Origin of the sequence: Chitinophaga hostae (genome assembly GCF_018224885.1) — a bacterium.
Lineage (GTDB): Bacteria > Bacteroidota > Bacteroidia > Chitinophagales > Chitinophagaceae > Chitinophaga > Chitinophaga hostae.
In genome coordinates, this window is record NZ_JAGTXB010000016.1 from 154,889 (window position 1) to 173,659 (window position 18,771).

At 42.6% G+C, this 18,771-nt stretch carries 19 protein-coding genes; 9 read left to right on the plus strand and 10 right to left on the minus strand.

From position 1 onward, the window contains the following. The first annotated feature begins 3 nt into the window (after positions 1-3). The 3 genes from KE626_RS25350 (at position 4) to KE626_RS25360 (ending at position 4,306) form a co-directional block, all read left to right on the plus strand. A complete protein-coding gene (locus KE626_RS25350; protein WP_211975814.1) occupies positions 4-1,905 on the plus strand; it encodes a RagB/SusD family nutrient uptake outer membrane protein in 1,902 nt (633 codons plus the stop codon). A 200-nt stretch (positions 1,906-2,105) separates the two neighbouring features. Next, entirely contained in the window at positions 2,106-3,056 is a 951-nt protein-coding gene (locus KE626_RS25355; RefSeq protein ID WP_211975815.1) for a 1-phosphofructokinase family hexose kinase, read from the plus strand. Between the two features lie 2 nt (positions 3,057-3,058). Then, positions 3,059-4,306, plus strand: coding sequence for an NRAMP family divalent metal transporter (locus KE626_RS25360; protein WP_211975816.1), 1,248 nt, complete (start codon positions 3,059-3,061; stop codon positions 4,304-4,306). An 11-nt stretch (positions 4,307-4,317) separates the two neighbouring features. Here KE626_RS25360 and KE626_RS25365 read toward each other — a convergent pair whose 3' ends face one another. Next, positions 4,318-4,806 carry a hypothetical protein gene (locus KE626_RS25365; RefSeq protein ID WP_211975817.1) on the minus strand — a complete coding sequence of 163 codons (489 nt, stop codon included), beginning with the start codon at positions 4,804-4,806 and terminating at the stop codon, positions 4,318-4,320. A gap of 207 nt (positions 4,807-5,013) precedes the next feature. Here KE626_RS25365 and KE626_RS25370 point away from each other — a divergent pair, with 207 nt between their 5' ends. Next, entirely contained in the window at positions 5,014-5,862 is an 849-nt protein-coding gene (locus tag KE626_RS25370; RefSeq protein WP_211975818.1) for a universal stress protein, read from the plus strand. A 95-nt stretch (positions 5,863-5,957) separates the two neighbouring features. Further along, complete coding sequence (locus KE626_RS25375) at positions 5,958-6,335, plus strand: hypothetical protein (RefSeq protein WP_211975819.1); 378 nt, start codon at positions 5,958-5,960, stop codon at positions 6,333-6,335. A gap of 2 nt (positions 6,336-6,337) precedes the next feature. Here KE626_RS25375 and KE626_RS25380 read toward each other — a convergent pair whose 3' ends face one another. Genes KE626_RS25380 through KE626_RS25390 form a run of 3 tightly spaced genes read right to left on the minus strand, consistent with a single transcriptional unit; the run spans position 6,338 to position 9,663 of the window. Beyond that, positions 6,338-7,396 (minus strand): response regulator, encoded by a 1,059-nt coding sequence (locus KE626_RS25380; RefSeq protein WP_211975820.1) that lies wholly within the window; start codon positions 7,394-7,396, stop codon positions 6,338-6,340. A 1-nt stretch (position 7,397) separates the two neighbouring features. After that, on the minus strand, positions 7,398-9,083 hold the full coding sequence (locus KE626_RS25385; RefSeq protein WP_249207685.1) for a sensor histidine kinase: 1,686 nt from the start codon (positions 9,081-9,083) through the stop codon (positions 7,398-7,400). Then, positions 9,022-9,663, minus strand: a complete 642-nt coding sequence (locus KE626_RS25390; RefSeq protein WP_346344477.1) for an LOG family protein — start codon at positions 9,661-9,663, stop codon at positions 9,022-9,024. The genes KE626_RS25385 and KE626_RS25390 overlap by 62 nt, the downstream gene beginning before the upstream one ends. A gap of 259 nt (positions 9,664-9,922) precedes the next feature. On the opposite strand from KE626_RS25390, the gene KE626_RS25395 reads away from it, so the two are divergent. From KE626_RS25395 to KE626_RS25410, 4 genes are all read left to right on the plus strand, one after another. Further along, positions 9,923-10,327, plus strand: a complete 405-nt coding sequence (locus tag KE626_RS25395; protein ID WP_211975822.1) for a hypothetical protein — start codon at positions 9,923-9,925, stop codon at positions 10,325-10,327. Positions 10,328-10,771: 444 nt separating this feature from the next. Continuing rightward, positions 10,772-11,605, plus strand: coding sequence for a universal stress protein (locus tag KE626_RS25400; RefSeq protein ID WP_211975823.1), 834 nt, complete (start codon positions 10,772-10,774; stop codon positions 11,603-11,605). Positions 11,606-11,616: 11 nt separating this feature from the next. Further along, positions 11,617-12,453, plus strand: a complete 837-nt coding sequence (locus KE626_RS25405) for a universal stress protein (protein WP_211975824.1) — start codon at positions 11,617-11,619, stop codon at positions 12,451-12,453. A 10-nt stretch (positions 12,454-12,463) separates the two neighbouring features. After that, positions 12,464-12,979 carry a flavodoxin domain-containing protein gene (locus KE626_RS25410; RefSeq protein ID WP_211975825.1) on the plus strand — a complete coding sequence of 172 codons (516 nt, stop codon included), beginning with the start codon at positions 12,464-12,466 and terminating at the stop codon, positions 12,977-12,979. 181 nt (positions 12,980-13,160) lie between these two features. Here KE626_RS25410 and KE626_RS25415 read toward each other — a convergent pair whose 3' ends face one another. From KE626_RS25415 to KE626_RS25440, 6 genes are all read right to left on the minus strand, one after another. Further along, entirely contained in the window at positions 13,161-14,678 is a 1,518-nt protein-coding gene (locus KE626_RS25415; protein ID WP_211975826.1) for a DNA polymerase III, read from the minus strand. 26 nt (positions 14,679-14,704) lie between these two features. After that, positions 14,705-15,574, minus strand: coding sequence for an ATP cone domain-containing protein (locus KE626_RS25420; RefSeq protein WP_211975827.1), 870 nt, complete (start codon positions 15,572-15,574; stop codon positions 14,705-14,707). A 562-nt stretch (positions 15,575-16,136) separates the two neighbouring features. Further along, entirely contained in the window at positions 16,137-16,517 is a 381-nt protein-coding gene (locus tag KE626_RS25425; RefSeq protein ID WP_211975828.1) for a nuclear transport factor 2 family protein, read from the minus strand. Positions 16,518-16,601: 84 nt separating this feature from the next. Further along, entirely contained in the window at positions 16,602-17,333 is a 732-nt protein-coding gene (locus KE626_RS25430; RefSeq protein WP_249207688.1) for a helix-turn-helix domain-containing protein, read from the minus strand. A 265-nt stretch (positions 17,334-17,598) separates the two neighbouring features. Next, a complete protein-coding gene (locus KE626_RS25435; protein ID WP_211975830.1) occupies positions 17,599-18,405 on the minus strand; it encodes a hypothetical protein in 807 nt (268 codons plus the stop codon). A 65-nt stretch (positions 18,406-18,470) separates the two neighbouring features. Further along, positions 18,471-18,764, minus strand: a complete 294-nt coding sequence (locus tag KE626_RS25440; protein ID WP_211975831.1) for a hypothetical protein — start codon at positions 18,762-18,764, stop codon at positions 18,471-18,473. Positions 18,765-18,771 lie beyond the last annotated feature (7 nt).

Below are 18,771 nucleotides of genomic sequence, written 5' to 3' on the forward strand. Positions count from 1 at the left end.
ACAATGAAGATCACCTTACATAAAACTATAAATATCCTGTTACTGGGAGCTGTCATGCAAGTGCCGTTAAGCTGTTCTAAAGACTGGCTAAAGCCGGATCCGCTATCCTTCTATGAGCCTTCCATTACCTTTACTTCCAAAGAAGGATTGCAGGCTGCCATCAGCAGTTGTAACCGGAACCTTACCTATGTGTGGACCGGCGAAGGAGCTCCCCTGCTGACAGACCTTCTTTTTTCAGAAGCAGCGGTGAATGGCACTACCGATAAATCCGGGCCGGCACAGGATCTGAATGCCATGATCACACCGATCTCCGATAACAACAGTGTCAATACCAACAAGATTAATTTCTTCTGGTATGAAGGATATAAAGGCATTAAATACGCCAATACCATCATATCTAATCTTGACAGGGTGCCAGGACTGGATCCGGCCCTGCGGAACCAGATGATGGGAATGGCCTATTTTCACCGGGCCTTCCGCTACTTGTGGTTAATATTCGACTTCGGGGATGTGCCCTTGCTGACCAAAGAAATAACTTCTCCAAAATTCAATTTCCGTACCACCAAAAGAGAGGTGATCTTACAACAACTGATAAGTGATATGGAGTTTGCGGTGAAATATGTGCCGGCTAACAGCGATTTCGGGATGGTCAACAAAGGCGCCTGCCAACAGCTACTGATCAAATGCTACCTGGCCGCCGGACAGTTTGACAATGCAATAGCAGTTGCCAACACACTGATTAACGGTTCCGGCTATTCGCTCATGACAGCACCCTTCGGCACTTTTGTCAATCCGATGCCCGACATTCATAATATTACCCGGAATGTAATATGGGACCTGCATCGCGGGCCCAATAAATCCATCGCGGCCAACAAGGAAACCATTTTTAATGTCATTAGCCGGGAAGATCTTGTAAACAGCCGCCAGGATATGCTCACCATGAGAAATGCAACACCTTTTATTTCCGGCTCCGGCAATCAACTGATCAGCACACCTTCCGGTAAACCCGGTCTGAGCACCAGTTATATACTAACGCATGATAAAATAGACATGCGTAAAACCTATGGCAGAGGAGTTGCCATCAGCAGACCCACCTGGTACAGCACCAATACCATCTGGAACGATCCGGATGACCTGCGCCACAGCGTTAGCACAGGAAACTGGATGCGTATGGAAGACATGGTATATAATAATCCCGCCCTGCTCACCGACCAGGACCTCTATTACGGAAAGCCATTGCAGAAGTATAACAGCGCCGGAAAGGTATTGGTTATGGATACCATCAGGACCTGGTTTGAATGGCCCCACTATAAGTTATGGGTTGAATCACCCAGAAGCGAAACGGTAGATAATTATGCCGGTGGCGCCAGCGACTGGTACATCTACCGGCTGGCAGAAACTTACCTGCTGCGGGCAGAAGCCTATTTTTGGAAAGGTGAGCTGGCGCTGGCTGCCGAAGATGTAAATATCATCCGGCGTCGCGCGCATTGCACGAAGATGTATGGCGCCGGCGAGCTTACCATGGGAGCCATCATGGATGAAAGAGCCAGGGAGCTTTTTTATGAAGAGCTGAGACATATGGAGCTGAGCCGCGTATCCTACATCTTTGCACTTACTCATAAAGCTGATGAATTCGGTAAAGCATATACCATAGAAAACCTTTCCAAAAGCAGCTACTGGTATGAGCGTGTGAGCAGATATAATAATTTTTACAACAAAGGTGTGAAGACCGTATACGGCGCCATATTCACAGCCAGCCCATATCACCTGCTATGGCCGGTACCTCAGTCGGATATAGATGCTAACAGGGAAGGGCGGCTTAACCAGAATTTTGGCTATTCAGGATATGAAATGAACCAGCCGCCAATAGATAATCTTAAAGATGCTATTGCGGCACAGCAATAACATTATGGAGAAAAACGGCAGCAGGTTTGCTGCCGTTTTTTTTTATGACAGGCGATCGGCTGATAACATACAAAACAAAAACCTACTGTTGTATTCCTGACAAAAGTCAGCACTATTACTAATGAATATCATGTTAATCACGAAAAGCGGCCGGTATCTTTGGTTTATTTCTAACTATCATGAAATTAAATTTAGCAGCTATGTCCCGGATTGTCACTATTACATTGAATCCAGCAATAGACAAAAGCACTGCAGTACCGGTATTACTGCCAGAGCGAAAACTACAATGCAGCATACCGGTCTTTGAACCCGGGGGAGGCGGTGTTAACGTGGCAAGGGCTATTGTAAAATTAGGTGGCAGTGCTAAGGCCGTTTATCTTGCAGGCGGCCATTCCGGTAAATTTTTTGATGCCCTGTTAAGTGCAGAACGGGTTCCGGCGTTATCCGTTCCCATTGCCGGACATACAAGAGAAAACCTTATTGTTACGGATACCAGCAACGATGCCCAGTATCGCCTTGACATGCCAGGTCCGGTAGTTGATACCCACGAATGGCAGCACTTACTGGAAGTCATCAGGGGAATCGATAATATAGATTATCTTGTTGCCAGCGGTAGCCTGGCTCCTGGAATACCACCTGATATATTCGCTTCTTTCAGTGCTATTGCAGCTATTAAGGGGGCCCGGTTTATTGCAGATACCTCCCGGGAAGCATTAAAACAGGTGTTACGGGAAGGGACTTACCTCATCAAGCCCAACGTGCGGGAACTGGCTGGCTTTGCCGGTGTAAATACACTGAATACGGAGGAAATTATAAATGTGTCAAAACAGATCATCAGCAAAAAGCGCTGTGAAGTGATAGTAGTGTCTATGGGGAAGACAGGTGCAATGTTAGTGACAGCAGATCTTTCACTAAAGATCCCTGCACCGGGAGTCACAAGGGTAAGTACAGTTGGCGCTGGCGACAGCATGCTGGCCGGCATTGTTTACAGTTTATCCATTGGTAAGGAAATACTGGAGGCTGTGCAATATGGAGTGGCCTGCGGTACCGCTGCTACATTGAACCCCGGTACCGCTTTGTGTAAAAAAGAAGATGTGCAGTTGCTTTTTGAGGAAGTCTGTAAAAAACAGTCCTTAACAGTTAGTCTTTAGGAATGAAAGTAACCAGTATCAGAAAAGTAATTAAAATTTTGGGGCCCGGACTTATTACCGGCGCCAGTGATGATGACCCCTCCGGTATTGCTACCTATTCTCAGGCCGGCGCTCAATTCGGGCTTGCTACGTTATGGACCGCATTAATCACTTTTCCGTTGATGGCGGCAATACAGGGAATGTGTGCCAGAATAGGGCTCGTAACATCCCAGGGGCTGGCTGCAACGCTCCGGCAGCATTATCCGAGATCATTTCTGTACGTGATGTTGTTTTTAAGTTTTCCCGCTATAACGCTGAATATAGGCGCTGATATCCAGGGAATGGGAGCCGTTTGTCATATGATATTCCCTGCTGTTTCCGTGTCCGTTTTCTGCATTATTATCACGTTTCTGCTGATAGTCGTCATTATCCGGTATCCTTATCAGAAAATTGCCGCCATTTTAAAATGGCTTTGTGCTTCCCTGTTACTATATATCATTGTTCCCTTTTTAGTGGAGCAGCATTGGGGACTGGTTGCCAGAAACACCTTCATTCCGGTTATCCATTTCGATAAGGCGTTTGCATCAATTATCGTGGCTATCCTTGGAACCACGATTTCTCCATATCTTTTTTACTGGCAAGCCACGATGGAGGCGGAAGACAGGATACATCACCACATTATCGTGGTAGATAAAAAAATACTGAATAGCATGAAAGTAGATGTAAACACTGGTATGCTATTTTCCAATATTGTCATGTTTTTTATTATTCTCGCCACCGGTACTGTACTCTACCCGGCGGGTATCAGGCAGATTGACACCGTAGATCAGGCTGCCAAAGCGTTGGAACCACTGGCAGGCAAACTGACCTACCTGATCTTCGCCACCGGTGTACTTGGCACTGGTTTGCTGGCGATCCCGGTGCTGACAGGAGCACAATCATATATGTTAGCGGAAACATTGGGATGGACAGAAGGTTTGGATAAGAAATTCTCCCAGGCAAAGCCTTTCTATATTTCTATTATCATTTCCCTGCTGGTAGGTTTACTGTTGCAATTTTCAGGAATCAGCCCACTGAAAGCATTACTATATACCGCGATTTTATATGGCGTAACAGCTCCCGTGCTAATAGCAGTTATTTTACACATCGGCAACAACAAAGAGATCATGAAAACAAATACCAATTCGTGGTTTTCTAATCTTTTGGGCATTTTAACGCTGATAATCATGACCACAGCGGCTGTGGCACTGATCTGGTTCCAGCTGAATTAGCTCATGCTGATTTAAGAAAGATGGCGTGAGATAAAGGGAAGCGGATGCGCTGAGAGGTAGCTTGTTTTAAAAAGCAATATAATAGCAGCTGTTGCCAGCAACAACGTGGATGGAAAAGCTGAGCCGGCACCGAGTGGGGCTATTGCTACCAGGAAAACCGCGGCAGCAATTAACCCCAACCTCAGCACCGTGCCTCTGGCAGCAATGAAAATTCCTGTTACCAGCTGACATATTGAAATAGACACGACAATAGCAGTAATGTTGTCACGGAACGCACCATAAATAAATTGCTCGTAAGCAGGGGAAGCAGTCATCCTACCGTATACCATGAACAGCTCCGGTTCCCGGATTGCCATAAAAGCATTAAAAAAAGCAGCCCCGATGAAAATTACGGATAACAAAAACCGCGCAACAGCAGGCCGGAAAATAGCCGCTATCAAAACTGCCAAACTAACTCCATTTGCCACCAGGTAAGTAAGGGAGAAAATATTTGCGTGCATGATATTAAGTTTAAAGTAATCAAACAGAATCAATTTCCTTATTCAATAATAAAATTAGTTGAGCGCTGACTTTAAACTAATGACACCGGTCATCTCTGTTCTTGATTCAGATCATACCTATGACACTGACGATAATCAGGGTTTATGCTAATATGGATCATATGTCATTTTCCCAACCGGATTTAATTTTGAGTAAAATGATCCATGATGCAAAAGATTATAGCCATATTGGATGGCCTTCGATTTTCAGAGAGCACGCTTCATTACGCTATACTAATAGCGCAGCGCCAAAATGCGCACCTAACCGGAGTTTTTTGCAACGATTTCACATATAATAGTTTTAACCTATACGAGTTACTAAAAGCGGGAACTGACCAGGCAGTGATCAGGCAGCTTGAAGCCGCTGATGAAGTAAAGCGAGAAGTATCTGCCGCCACATTTGAAGCTAGCTGCCAAAAAGCAGGGATCGCTTACAGTGTTCATCGCAATACAAATATTTCCCTCCAGGTTGCACTGGAAGAAAGCATTTATGCAGATTTGCTGATTATAGATGCGCGCGAAACATTTGTGCATGATAAAATAAGCCCTCCCACCCGTTACATCCGGGACCTGCTGGCAGATGTACAGTGCCCGGTACTCATAGTACCAGGTCAGGTTTGGGTGCCTTCCGCCTTCAATAATATCACTAATATCGTATTGTTATATGATGGAGAACCATCTTCCGTTTATGCTATAAAAATGTACAGCTATCTGCTGCCCTTCCTGCAAACTCTCCCAACAACCGTACTATCAGTTAATGCTGAAGGTAATCATCTGGTGAATAAACACCTGGTAAAGGATTTCATTGAAAAACATTTCCCCGATGCGGTATATAAAGTAATGGAAGGGGTACCGGAAAAGGAAATTCTGAATTATATGATTCATCAGCAAAAAGGAACTGTTGCGGTGCTTGGGGCATATAGGCGAAGCACCGTTTCCCGATGGTTCAGGGAAAGCATGGCTGATGTATTGATGCAGGAGCTATCCTTTCCATTGTTTATCGCTCATAATAAATAATAACCATGACCGTAAACAATCAAAATCCTGATCATAGTCATGTTCTGTTGCCTCATTTGCTGATACCTTAGTTCGATTTAACATTAAATAAAAAGATGATGCAAGATAATTTGAACGGCCATTTACCACAACATGAATCCTGGAAGTATATTCTGAAGGTAATAGAAGATGAAACCATTTTTTTCAAAACAAAACTGGCTCATATTCTTTCAAATGATTTTGAAAAAAGTTATTTGCACCATCTGGAAATTTTCCAGCATAGATTCCTTAAAATGGATGAACAGGTAGCGCTGCTCCGACATGAAGTAAGAGAGCTTGAAGAAGTTCTGCAAAAAAATAATTTGGCAGCCATCCATCCGGAGAGTATTGCCCTGTTGGAAAAAACGATGGGAGCAAAGATTGACGGATTGCGGCAAAGCTTTGATACTGTTGCCGCTGATTTCAGAATATATTTACGTCAGCCTTTCTCCTGAAACTAAGACAACATATTGGCTAATTTTTTCTCATCGAGAATGATGACAATGCCGTCCTTTATATCAATCAGTTTTTCGTCACGGAAGTCGCTTAAAGTCCGGATAAGCGACTCCGTGGCAGTACCTGCAATATTAGCCAGGTTTTCGCGGCTGATCTTTATAACGAATGGAGGCTCGTTCTGAGGATTATATTTTTTATGAAGATTTAACAACGCTTCGGCTACTTTCTTTCTGAGGGAATTATATGCCAGCCCAAGCAACTGCTGTTCCCTGGAAGCCACATTTTTAGCCAGCATCCGGATAAACTGCAACGCCACTTCATAATTGTTATGAAGCAGCTCTTCAAAATCTGCCAGGGGAATAACAGCAATTTCAGTTTCTTCCATCGCCACCGCCGTGTCTTTATAAACAGATCCTTCCAATAACGCAGTATACCCCAAAAAATCCCCGTCGCTATATAGCTCTGTTACCAATTCTTTACCCAGATCATTGCTTTTGGAGGTCTTTACTTTTCCTTTTAGAACAAAAAACAATCTCGAAGGATGGTTTCCTTCCGCATAAATAGTTTGCTTTTTTTTGTATTTGTCAATATTCCGTCCTTCGGCGAGCGCTTTAAGGGATTCTTTCCCGGTTGCTTCATACATTAGCTTGTTTAGCCCCTGCAAGTTGGGTGTGTATTGTTGTTTTTTGATAGCGGCTTTTTTTAACCTGCTTGATATCGCATCCCACAACTCCGTTCCGGTAAAAGGCTTGGTAATATAATCATCAGCTCCCATGCCCATCCCTTTTCTGAAATCGGCCCTTTCCGTTTTCGCTGTCAGAAAAATAAACGGGGTATCCTTTACTTCTTCATGCTGCTGCATAAGATGCAAAACGCCAAATCCATCCAGTACAGGCATCATGATATCGCAAACTACCAGGTCAGGATGATGCTGAAGGATCATTTCCACCCCTGTTTTTCCATTGTCGGCTGTAAGCACGCTGTATCCGGCTATGGCTAAGATGTCTACAGTATTCTCACGTAGCTCTTCGTTATCTTCAATCAACAGTATTTTTTTCATATTAATAGGGGGAGTTTTCTTTATCAATGGGGAAAACAATCGTGAAAGTAGTACCAATATTCAATTCACTACTACATAAAATATTACCATTCATCATCTCACTGTATTTATGAACAATATGTAATCCTAAACCGGTTCCCTGAATGTTAGTGACATTACTCCCACGATAGAAACGCTCAAAGAGATGTTGCTGATCTTCTTCTGACATACCAATTCCATTGTCTTTAACAAGAAGTGTAAACTTATCTTCGTCTTTGATGGTTTCGATTTCTATTACGCTGCTGGTCTTTGAAAATTTTATTGCATTCCCCAACAGATTCATCACAATGTGCTTTATCAGCGAAGGGTCCAGAACCATTTTTTTTCCACCAATATGTTTGTACTGTATTACCTGGTTGTCTTTGATGATACCCTGCATTTCCTGTATAATGGTATTAAAATGCTCCTCGATGTCAAATTCAACGCTTCGCACTTGTACTTTACCCTCTTCAATTTTACCAACAGAAAGAAAATCATTCAACGTATCCGTTAACAGGCTGACATTGTTAACAATTCTTTGGATGTGTTTATTACGAATTGGTTGATCCTGATCCGTGTCATAATGTTTTACCAGGAATGCAGAGGAAAGAATTGTACTTAATGGCGTGCGGAATTCGTGGGAAGCCATCGAAACAAAACGTGATTTAAGGTCACCCAGCTCTTTTTCTTTTCCCAATGCAATAGTTAGCTCTTCTTTGGATGCCTCCAGCTCTTCCAGCGCCCGACGAAGTTTTATGGTACGGTCCTCTACCATATCTTCCAGTTCGCTATAAAGCTTTTCTACCCGTTCCTCCGCTTTTTTACGTTCAGTAATATTACTGATGTAGGCGATTACAAAATTGCCTTCCTCATTAGCGTAATGACTAAGACTGATCTCTACCGGAAATTCCGTTCCATCATTACGAACTGCATACAGATCAAGGCCAATCCCCATTGGCCTGCTCTGCGGATCGGCATTATATCTTTCCCTGTGGCCTACATGACGATGGTGAACACGTTGAGGGATGAGAATTTCTACTTTTTTGCGCAATAAACCTTCCCGCTTATATCCAAACTGTTGCAGCGCAAAATCATTAATGAGTACAATTTCTCCTTCTTTATTCGCCACCAATATTCCAATGCTTGCATAATCAAATAAAGCACCAAAACGTTCCAGTTCTTTGTTGAGTTGCTGCTTATAACGCCTGTCTGCTAAAATATCGGTAATCCTGAAAAAACAGTAATCCTTATGATCATGTTTAAGGAAAATTTCTTCGTATACGCCCCGGAAAGTTTCGCCCTTGATGTTTCTAAACTCCCGTTCCGCAATCAGGTTATCTGCGGCCGCCTGCGTCATTCCCGATGCAATGCCCAACTTGTCCTGATCCATCACCAGTTCCAGTGCCGCATAATCCTCTGTTCCCAACATCTGCGTACCTGTCTCGTTGATATAAATCAATTTACCATTTTTGAGATCTCTTACAGCAACAAGCCCGGGAACGCGTTCCAGTATTGCTGCAAATATGCTCAGTTGAAAGTTTGTGTCCAGATCACCAATTGATAAACTCATAATATCTGTCAGTAAGGTTGTATGATTTTTAAATCTCCTATTCTCCCAAAAGCACCAGTCGGCGGAATTCCTGCTTCCGCTTTGCGTGGTATTGTTCAACAGCATATTTTTGAAAGTGTTCCATCGCTTCTTCAACGGAATCTGTTAACAGTATATACTGCATATCACTTGGAGATATCATATAATTTTCAATCATTTTGTGAAATAGTGGCATCAACGGCTCCCAATAGCCCCGGTTCATCAACACCAGCGGAAAGTTAAGAATTTTATGAGTTTGTATCAAAGTGAGCGCCTCGGAAAACTCATCCAGGGTTCCGATCCCACCAGGCAATATCATAAATCCATACGAATATTTGAACATAAGCACTTTACGTACAAAAAAATATTTACAATTAAATTGCAGGTCAAGATACCTGTTAGCGGCTTGCTCCCTGGGCAAACTAATATTACATCCCACTGATTTCCCCCCTGCTTCTTTCGCTCCCCTGTTAGCAGCTTCCATAATCCCGGGACCACCACCGGTCATAACTGTAAAACCAAGTTTCGCAATACCTGCCCCTGTTTTTCGTGCTAATTCATAATACTCGAATCCCGGATTTACCCTTGCTGATCCAAATACCGCGATACAAGGCCCGGCAAAATGCAATATCCTGAATCCACGGATAAATTCAAACAGCACTTTCAATGAAAAGAAAAACTCCTTTGTCCTGGACCGGGGTCCTTCCATGAAATATTTTTCTTCGTGTCCCGGCAATCGCGGAATGGCAGCGAAACGCTGTTTGTCCGTATTATCAATGTCCATAAGTTAAATATTAAGAAATCAATTTCCAATTATCTTTTCTCCGGGATTATGACCGCTATCATATCACCGCGTGATTATGCTCATTTTCCGGTATCCGGAACAACGCTATACTTGTATTTGAATAAAATCTTTTTTTATGCAGATATATATTAGCGAAGAAGCTGTAGTAGCGGATATACAGGACAGGTTCCAAACCTTATATCCGTACCTGAAACTGGAGTTCTTCAGGAAGCCACATACGAAAGGTGAATGCTCCTCCGGGGAAGAAAAAATATCACCGGAAACACCCATAGAAAAAATACGCATAAAACATACCTTCGGCTGGATCGACATCAGTTACTACCGGACCGCCGCCGCAGTGGAACATGATTTCAGTTACATCTTCGGGTTGAGCACACAAATACTCCGCAAAGCAGGAACATTATGGCTGGAAACCACCAGCACAGATAGCTGGACCCTCGAAGAGCTGAATAATGCAGGCAGACCGGCAAAGAGCCATACATTCCAATTACCGGAGCAGCCGGACAATGATGGTGAATAAGATAGTATAAAAATGGAGGTTATGAACCGGATGGCCGTTTCTATTTCTCTGCTCTTTCGGCCAGATCATGGCCTTCCTTTTTTGTAGCCATTTCCCTTATGGCATCTCGTATCCCTTAATTTCTTTTCCAATTTTTGCCTCTAAAGATCCCGCTGTTGAAGAAACAAAACTATGATGCTGATCAGGATCAGGTATGATTTCAGGCAGTCTCATATTTCCTGATTTCAATCAGCAATTGCAGTGAGGCAAGTCATTTTTTTCATATAGCGCACAAGCTAGTTTAGCATAAAAATGCTTCACCAAACAAAAAGGAGGTTTTTATGACACCATTACTCCTGGGCAACCGTAATGCTTCACAACCAATAGTTTTTGATAATTTCTTCAATCCCAGGAAGGAAGGAATGAGTAGCGTCTATGACAATCAGACTCTCTAAAAAAATTCTTATGGAAAAAATACTATTTATATCAGATGCGGTTAGCATGAGCAGGGAATGTCTTGATTTCTCCTGTTACCTCGGTAATCTAACCCATTCCAAAGTTACCGGCGTATTCCTGGAAAACCAGGAAATGGAACTCAGATCAAGCGAAACGCTGCAGGAAATAGCCGTTTGTGCCCCTGTTCCCGGGGCTCCCCCTGATATGCAAAAACAACTATACAGCGATAAAAATATTTCATGCTTTAAAGATATCTGCGAATCCAACGGTGTAAACTGCGAGATACATAAGAACTTGGGGATGCCGGCAGCCGAAGTAATAAAAGAAAGCCGGTACGCCGATATGCTTGTAGTCGACGCTGCCACCAGCTTTTCATGGAAACCGGAGGCCAGTCCAACAGCCTTCGTAAGGGAAATCCTGGAGAAGGCCGAATGCCCGGTTATTATTGCACCAGCTGAATTTAACGGCATACATGAAGTCATATTTACCTACAATGGCAGCATGTCTTCTATGTTTGCCATTAAACAGTTTGCCCATTTATTCCCGGCATTACGCCATTGTAAAATTACGGTACTCACCATCATGGAAGCTGATGAACAGCTAAAGGGAAACAAATCCAATTTACAGGAATGGTTGGACATTCACTATGAAAATGTACAATTATTAATCCTTGAAGACACGAATATCCGCGGGCGATTACTCGAATACCTGTTTGGAAGAGAGAATGCCTTTATTGTAATGGGAGCATATGGCCGTAGTTTACTCTCCAAAGCCATAGTTCCTAATCCGGCAGAAACGGTTATAAAACTGATAAGTCAACCTATTTTTATTTCTCACTATTAATAAACTGTTCTATGAAAAAGATTATAGCAGTCATCGATGCTTTACATTTCACTGAAGACCAGATAGCAGGCTTCAAATATTTTGCCGGAGAAACAAATAGCCTGCTAACTGTCGTTTGTCTTGATACGCTTACTACCGGTGCTATTCCGGTTGCAACCATGTTCCCCGAACCTGCCATTATCGGGTACGATCAGATCAGCGTTGAGGGAAGGGCAGCCCTTCAATGGCAGAGAAATGAAAATATAAAACAGCTGCACCAGATCTGCGATAATGATCATGTTAATATAGTGATAAGGGAGTCGGTTAATTCCCCTATAGAGGAAGTCGTTGCCGCCAGCCGGTTTGCAGATCTGTTACTGGTTAGCAACAGCACCTCTTTTGCGGCCCTTATTGATAGCAACCCGCCCAGATTTTTGAAAGATGTGCTGGCAGAAGCAGAGTGCCCTGTAATGGTACTTCCGGATGTCCTCTCACCTGTTAAGGAAATAATATTTGCCTACAATGGCACGTACTCCTCCATATATGCCATAAGGCAGTTTACATTACTATTTCCCTATTTTACGAATATCCCCGTAAAAGTGGTATATGTGGCAGAAGATCATCAGAAAGTGCTGCCATTTGAAGTCAAATTAAAATCTTACCTGGAGCAACACTATGCTAACGTTGAGTATGTTATCATGAATGGAGAGCCGGCAACAGCGTTCCTGGCGCTATTAATACGCAGAAACGATTGCATCGTCACCTATGGCGCCTTTGGCAGAAGTGGCGCATCACGTTTCTTCCACCGGAGTGATGCCGAAAATATATTACGCACTACTAATATTCCTATTTTCATCACGCATCCTTAAAATCTTATTTATGAAAGGTATTATCATTTATAAAGGAAAGTATGGCGCTACCCGGCAATATGCAACCTGGCTGGCGGCAGCATTGAACATTCAGGCCGTGATGGCCGGCAAAGAAACGAAAAGCCAGCTGAAAGATGCAGATTATATAATAATGGGAACCAGCGTCTATATAGGAAAATTGCAGCTTCGTCGTTGGGTAAAATACAACCAGAAGCAGCTGGCAAATAAAAAACTATTTCTCTACCTGGTGGCAGGTACGCCTTTATCAGAAAAAGAGAAGCTGCAAGCTTACATTACTACCAATATCAGCAGTGAAATCAGCACCAGGTGTACCTGCTTTTTCCTGCCCGGCAGGCTCGTGTTCAAAAAGCTTTCATGGGTAGATAGATGTTTGCTGACTATGGGAGCACACTTAGCGAAGGGCCGTGGCGAAAACATTGTAACCGCAGACTACAACGACGTGCAAAGAGAACATCTTTCCGACATAATAAAAATGGTACGTGACCTTAATAAAGTACCCGCTTAATGAAAGCCTTCCTTTTTATAATCCAAATCACTATACCCCCAGGCTGATAAGTAAATTGACAGACAATAGCTACAAAATACCCGCGACCCCGGACACCATAAGCGCCAGTTTACGTATAACCAAAACGGCCATACGTTTAGTGATATAGCGTATGGCCGTCAGAAACCTGTTAAATACATCATCAGACTTTCTTTTTAACATCGGAAATCTTGCCTTTTTTCAGTTTTTCAACGTCCTCCCACTTACGAGTATTAAGAATATCAGTATTACAACATCCTCCTTTTCTGGCCATCCATATACCCAGTTGCATAAAATCAAATTGTGCTAATTTATGCGCATCGGTATTAATCACCAGCTTCACGCCCCGGGCCACTGCTTCTCTTATCAATGTGTCATTTAAATCCAGCCTGTTAGGACGGGCATTTATCTCCAATGCAGTTCCGGTCGCTGCAGCCTTCTCAAGTACCAGATCCCAATTTACAGGGTATGGCGCCCTGGTACCAATGAGCCGGCCACTTGGATGTCCGATACAATGAACATAAGGATTTTCACACGCCTTGATTAACCGGAACGTATTATCTTCAGTAAAGTGACTGTGTATAGACGCTATCACCCAATCAAATTGTTTTAGCAATTCATCAGGTAAAGACAGCCGGCCGTTTTCTAAAATATCGACTTCCACCCCTCTCTTTACATAATCGCATCCCAAAGTATCATTGATACGTTTTATTTCAGCGCCCTGCCTTGAAATATCATCTGGCCGCAAAACATGGCCTGTTCTATCGTTGGAAGCATGATCGGTAATAACTATATATTGATAATGCGGAAATACATCAAACATATAGCGGGCAATATGTTCAATACTTTCTTCTCCATCACTCCACTCACTATGTATCTGCATATCGCCTCTTAGCCGGTCGAATGTAACCAGCGATGGTAGCTTGTGTAAAGCAGCGGCCGAAATGCCCTCCTGTTCTTCTCTCAGCTCAGGAGGTACATAATCCATCGTCATATACTGAAATATTTCTTCTTCAGTTTCAGTGGCTATATACCGGTTAATTTTATGATCATACAATCCCATAGGATCCAGGTGGTATCCTTTGGCAGATGCCATTGTTTCCATGAAAGCATTGTAGTTCCTGGATCCGGTATAATACAACAGTGCTGCTCCATAGTGTTTTTCATCGGTCAGATAGAGGAATACCAGCGCTTGATTATGTAATACTATACAGATTTTATTTTTCCCGGCAGCAATGACGCGCTCCGTAAACGGCATACGATCAATTTTGTAAAGCAGTTTTTTGCTCTCCGGTCCACTCACCTGTACTACTATATCGAAGTCCCCGATAGTATCTTTACCCCTCCTGAGACTTCCGGCCAGGGATGCTCTTTTTACTTCCGGAAATTGCCGGATTGTCTGCAGTATCTCATTTCCCTGCCGCTGTGCCTCCCACAACTGAATACGGTTATTGGGGCCTTTATCAAGTTTTAAAGCCCTCCTGATATCCTTCCTGTTTTCAGGCGTTAAGGCTTGGATGCGTTCAAGCTGTTCCAATACCACAGCAGTAGTAAGCTCTCTGAGATTTCCTACCCCGAGCGTTTTACAGATGGCAGCTACTTTATTTACTGTAATCCCCCTGATATCCAGCAATTCTGCAAGTGATGGAGGAATTGTTTTGCGGTTCACATGCGTTTTCATATAACTTCATTTTTGTTGTACATTAATCAGACCCATTCCAGTTTTCTGATATGTTCACATAAATGCCGCGCCTCCGTCAATGCTATTTGATATCTGAGTCCGGTGATGTTAGCGGCTGACAGATGTGCGGGCTTTTCTATCAGTGTACGACACAGTACTACTCCTTGTTGTAACAGCATATATTTTTCGTGATGACTTAATGTTGCGAGACAGGTGATCGGGTAAAGACCAGTTTTATCAATCACATCTTTCAGCCCTTTGCCCGCAGGGTAATCCCACGACAACATATTCAACCCTATACAAGACGCATATTGGGTCGCATCCGATGTAATACGCGTATTTGTTATCAACCATCCCTGATACGCTTGTTGCTGTTTATTGCTCATTTCTTTTATTTTCCATTCAATGTCTTTAAATCGCGACTGTATATATAGCGGGATCTTCACATCACAGTGCGTACCCTGCAGCTGATGATATTTACACTCTATTATGTATGTTCTTTTGCCTTTAACGGCGTAAATATCAACTTCATGCGCAATACAATGCCCGGTCATCAATTGGTTAGTGGTCGCGGAATACCCTGCTTGTCTGAAAAGCTCAGCTATATATTGTTCAAATGGGAACCCCGATGGACCTAGTTCGAAGATGGCCTGCTTAAGTCTGTACCGCCCTGCCACCTGCCCGGAAGATTTCTTTAATATATCGTACGCAGCTTTATATATCAGGTGGGTTGACATATCAGGATATACCTGTTTATACAGTTCATTGAGTATTTGCTCAATTAATTCAGGCGCTGCCCCTGATCGCTTCAATGATTGTTTTATCTTTTCCGATGAGAAGGGCACGCTGGCTCCATTGGACTTCGTTACAAATATTGCTGGTTGCTTGTCTTCCATGATCAAAATCTTTCTGTAACTAAATTACGTCTATACCAGGCCGCATTATGTGATATTCATTATCCTTTGGGGTGATTGTTGTCATGTATTCGTATTAAAGCAATTAAATCCTGATCATAATCAATATGACTATTGAGCAACATCATTGCCGGCAGGTACAGGAATACCTAATTTGAGTAAGATTAATTCGGCTGGTATATATCCGGAAGACAAAATCTTATTGTATGAAGATCATATTTAATTTCGTGAATGGCGTACTGGTTTCCGCAGTTCTTTTGTGGTCAGCCGCCTTGATATTGTATATTTTCACAAATATTGATTTATTATCTTTCCAGCGCCGGGAAGATATAAAACGGATTGGCCGATCCCGTAAGGACATAGTTTCCCCTGTGGATACTATTATGAAAGCTAAAAACGCCGGCAATATGCTTACGGATACATCGCAGTGTCATCATCTGACGTTTCATCCGGTTCATTAAAGCCAATTGCCAAATAGCCCTGTAATCTGCTCGATGCTTCAATATGCTGCTGTTAAAAATGGATCCTGGCGAGCGCTAACCTCTTACAGCACCTGACGATAAGAGATCTTATCCATGAGCAGCCATTTCCCGTCTAACTTTACCAGGTTAAACCGGTCAATAAACCGAAAAGTGGAGAAAGTCAATTGTACATGGGCAGACGCGGTATCCCCGTCCCAGGTATAGGAAAGAATTTCGGGCTGGCACTCCTGTAAGGCAGCCTTTTCAACGGCCTCGAGGTATTGCGGTACCGTCCACTGAGCCAGTTTTCCGTCCACCACCATTCTTATATAAGCATCCGGATGAAAGGCCCGCCGGAGTCTTTCGATGTCTTTAACAGGACGGCCTTCAAGATAATCGTTTATGGGAAGAAGGATCGACTGTTTTTCCGCTTCTATTTCTATTTTGTTTGCTATAGTTTCCATGTATGTTGAATTTACAATGATGAAACAAAATTAGTCAGACGCACCATGGCAAAATAAAACTATTCAAGCGGATACTTCTAATATTCAAACAACCTGTTTCCTTACTTCATTTGGCGTTGTACCGGCATGTTTCTTATAAAAGCTATTAAAATAGCCTGGGTACTGGAATCCAAGGCAGTACCCGATCTCCGAAACAGGCCAGTCTGTATAGAGCAGCAAATTGTTGGCCTCCAACAATATCCTGGCGGCTATATGCTCCGTAGTTGTTTTGCCGGTGAAGTCTTTAACCATCCTGTTTAAATGGTTCGTATGCAGCGAAAGCTGTTTGGCAAAATCTTTTGCAGAACGGAGTTGAAGTTCATGCTGACGCGAATCGATGGGGAACTGCCTATTCAAAAGCTCTAAAAACAAATTGGTTATCCTGGCAGCTGCATTCAAATCGCGGTCATAGTTCCGGGCCGGCTGTATCTTTAAGGCGTGGTGAACGATCAGATGAAGGTAATCTCGTAATATCTCATTTTTATAGACATAGTTCTCCATATTCTCTCTCATCATCGCTTTAAAAAAAGTCGCTATTTCGGCTACACTATCTGCATGAGGGAAAAAAACCTTATCGGTATCAATCTGGAACATCGGCAGATTAATAAGCAAGCCCTCCCTTTGTTGAACGAAAGCCTGGTTGAATATACAAAACCATCCACCCTGATCAGTTGAATCAGGATTCCAATTATAAGGAATCATGGGATTTGAAAACACGAGCGCCGGCCGATCAATATAAATGGACTGATTAGCATAATCGAGTCTTCCGGTTCCCAATATCAAAGTCACTTTATAATAATCCCTCCGGGAAAACGGAACGGCTCCTATACAGGATGCCCGCTCAAAAACGTTAATATGAGGCTTGTTGGCCCCGATTTTTTCCGGTGCCAGGTAATGAATACGCTCATAAAATCCTGAAATATCTTCCCGCTTCTTCATCGTACAAAATTACACAATACAGATAATAATGTAAGTCTCTGGTTATATTCTCTTCTTCAATGATTCGTATCAGCGTTAAATTATCGGATGAAGGAGGTTAATTTCATAAACGTGTTCCGGTTCGTAATTTTTCTTTTAATTGTTCCTTAACCTCCTTAGGCATACCGTATTGATAATCTTTCAGCAGTATCCCGTAAAACTGAATCCATTTTGCGTCGTCACCAGTTAAAAATTCATCTTTGTGTTTTCTTAAATAAAACCAAATATCATAGACCATATGAAATCCATTGATCGCCTGCTCTGAATTATTAAATGCAATAATTGCACCTGATATATCCTTATTCAGCAATGCCTGAAACCCTTTATACTCCCATTCCATAGCGGTATTATCCGGCCTGGCTGTTCCTTGTAACGAAACATTAATTTTTTGAATTTTTGCATCAATCTTTGTTAAGGAATCAGCTTTCTCCGCAGCTGGTAGTTTACTTTGTTCCACCAGCTCTCTCTTTGCTTTTAAGGCGTTGTAAATAATATAATCTTTATTAATAGTATCATAGAATATCTGCCATCTTTCCCTAAGCCGGTCAGTAGGCGTTACACATGCAAAGTACCTTGCAAGCGCCCATTGTTGCTCAATACTATCAGTATGGAGTACGATATTAACATACTTATCGTATACAACCATCTCTTTCATACCTGTTTCCCTATCCTGGATGCTTAATTCAATCATTTTTCCCAGGAAAACTGCGGCAACGGAAATCAAGTACCATTTAGCCAAATCGATGATCCCATCCCAATTTTTTATTTTCTTACCTATCAGGTAGAGTATACCGACCACCACAAGAAATAGAAGAGGCAGACTGATGTAAATAATTGCCAGTACGTTAATAATGTCAGAGGCATGCTTCATACTATAATTATTTTTTTATTTAAAAAGTCCCAACATACTTATGTATCCATCTCGATCCATACTTATCATTGAGGGCCAGTTACATGCACTATGCATTCCGGAAACGCTGCTTCATGCTTTTCTTTGCATCCGTCTGCTGTTTGTTCTGTCGGAAAATTGCCTAAATGCCTATGTCCCTTGGTTTCACAATCAACTGACCAGGGATTGGCCCAAGCCTCTACATTGATCATGACGGTATCTTTTAAGTTCAAACCGCTTCCCTTTTTGAAAGATGTCTTCTTCGGAACTATTTTCTTTGGGAGCCGTTCTTTTGCAGAAGCAACGTTCCCGGGATTCATTTTTTTCTTTGACTTTGCCATTGGAATA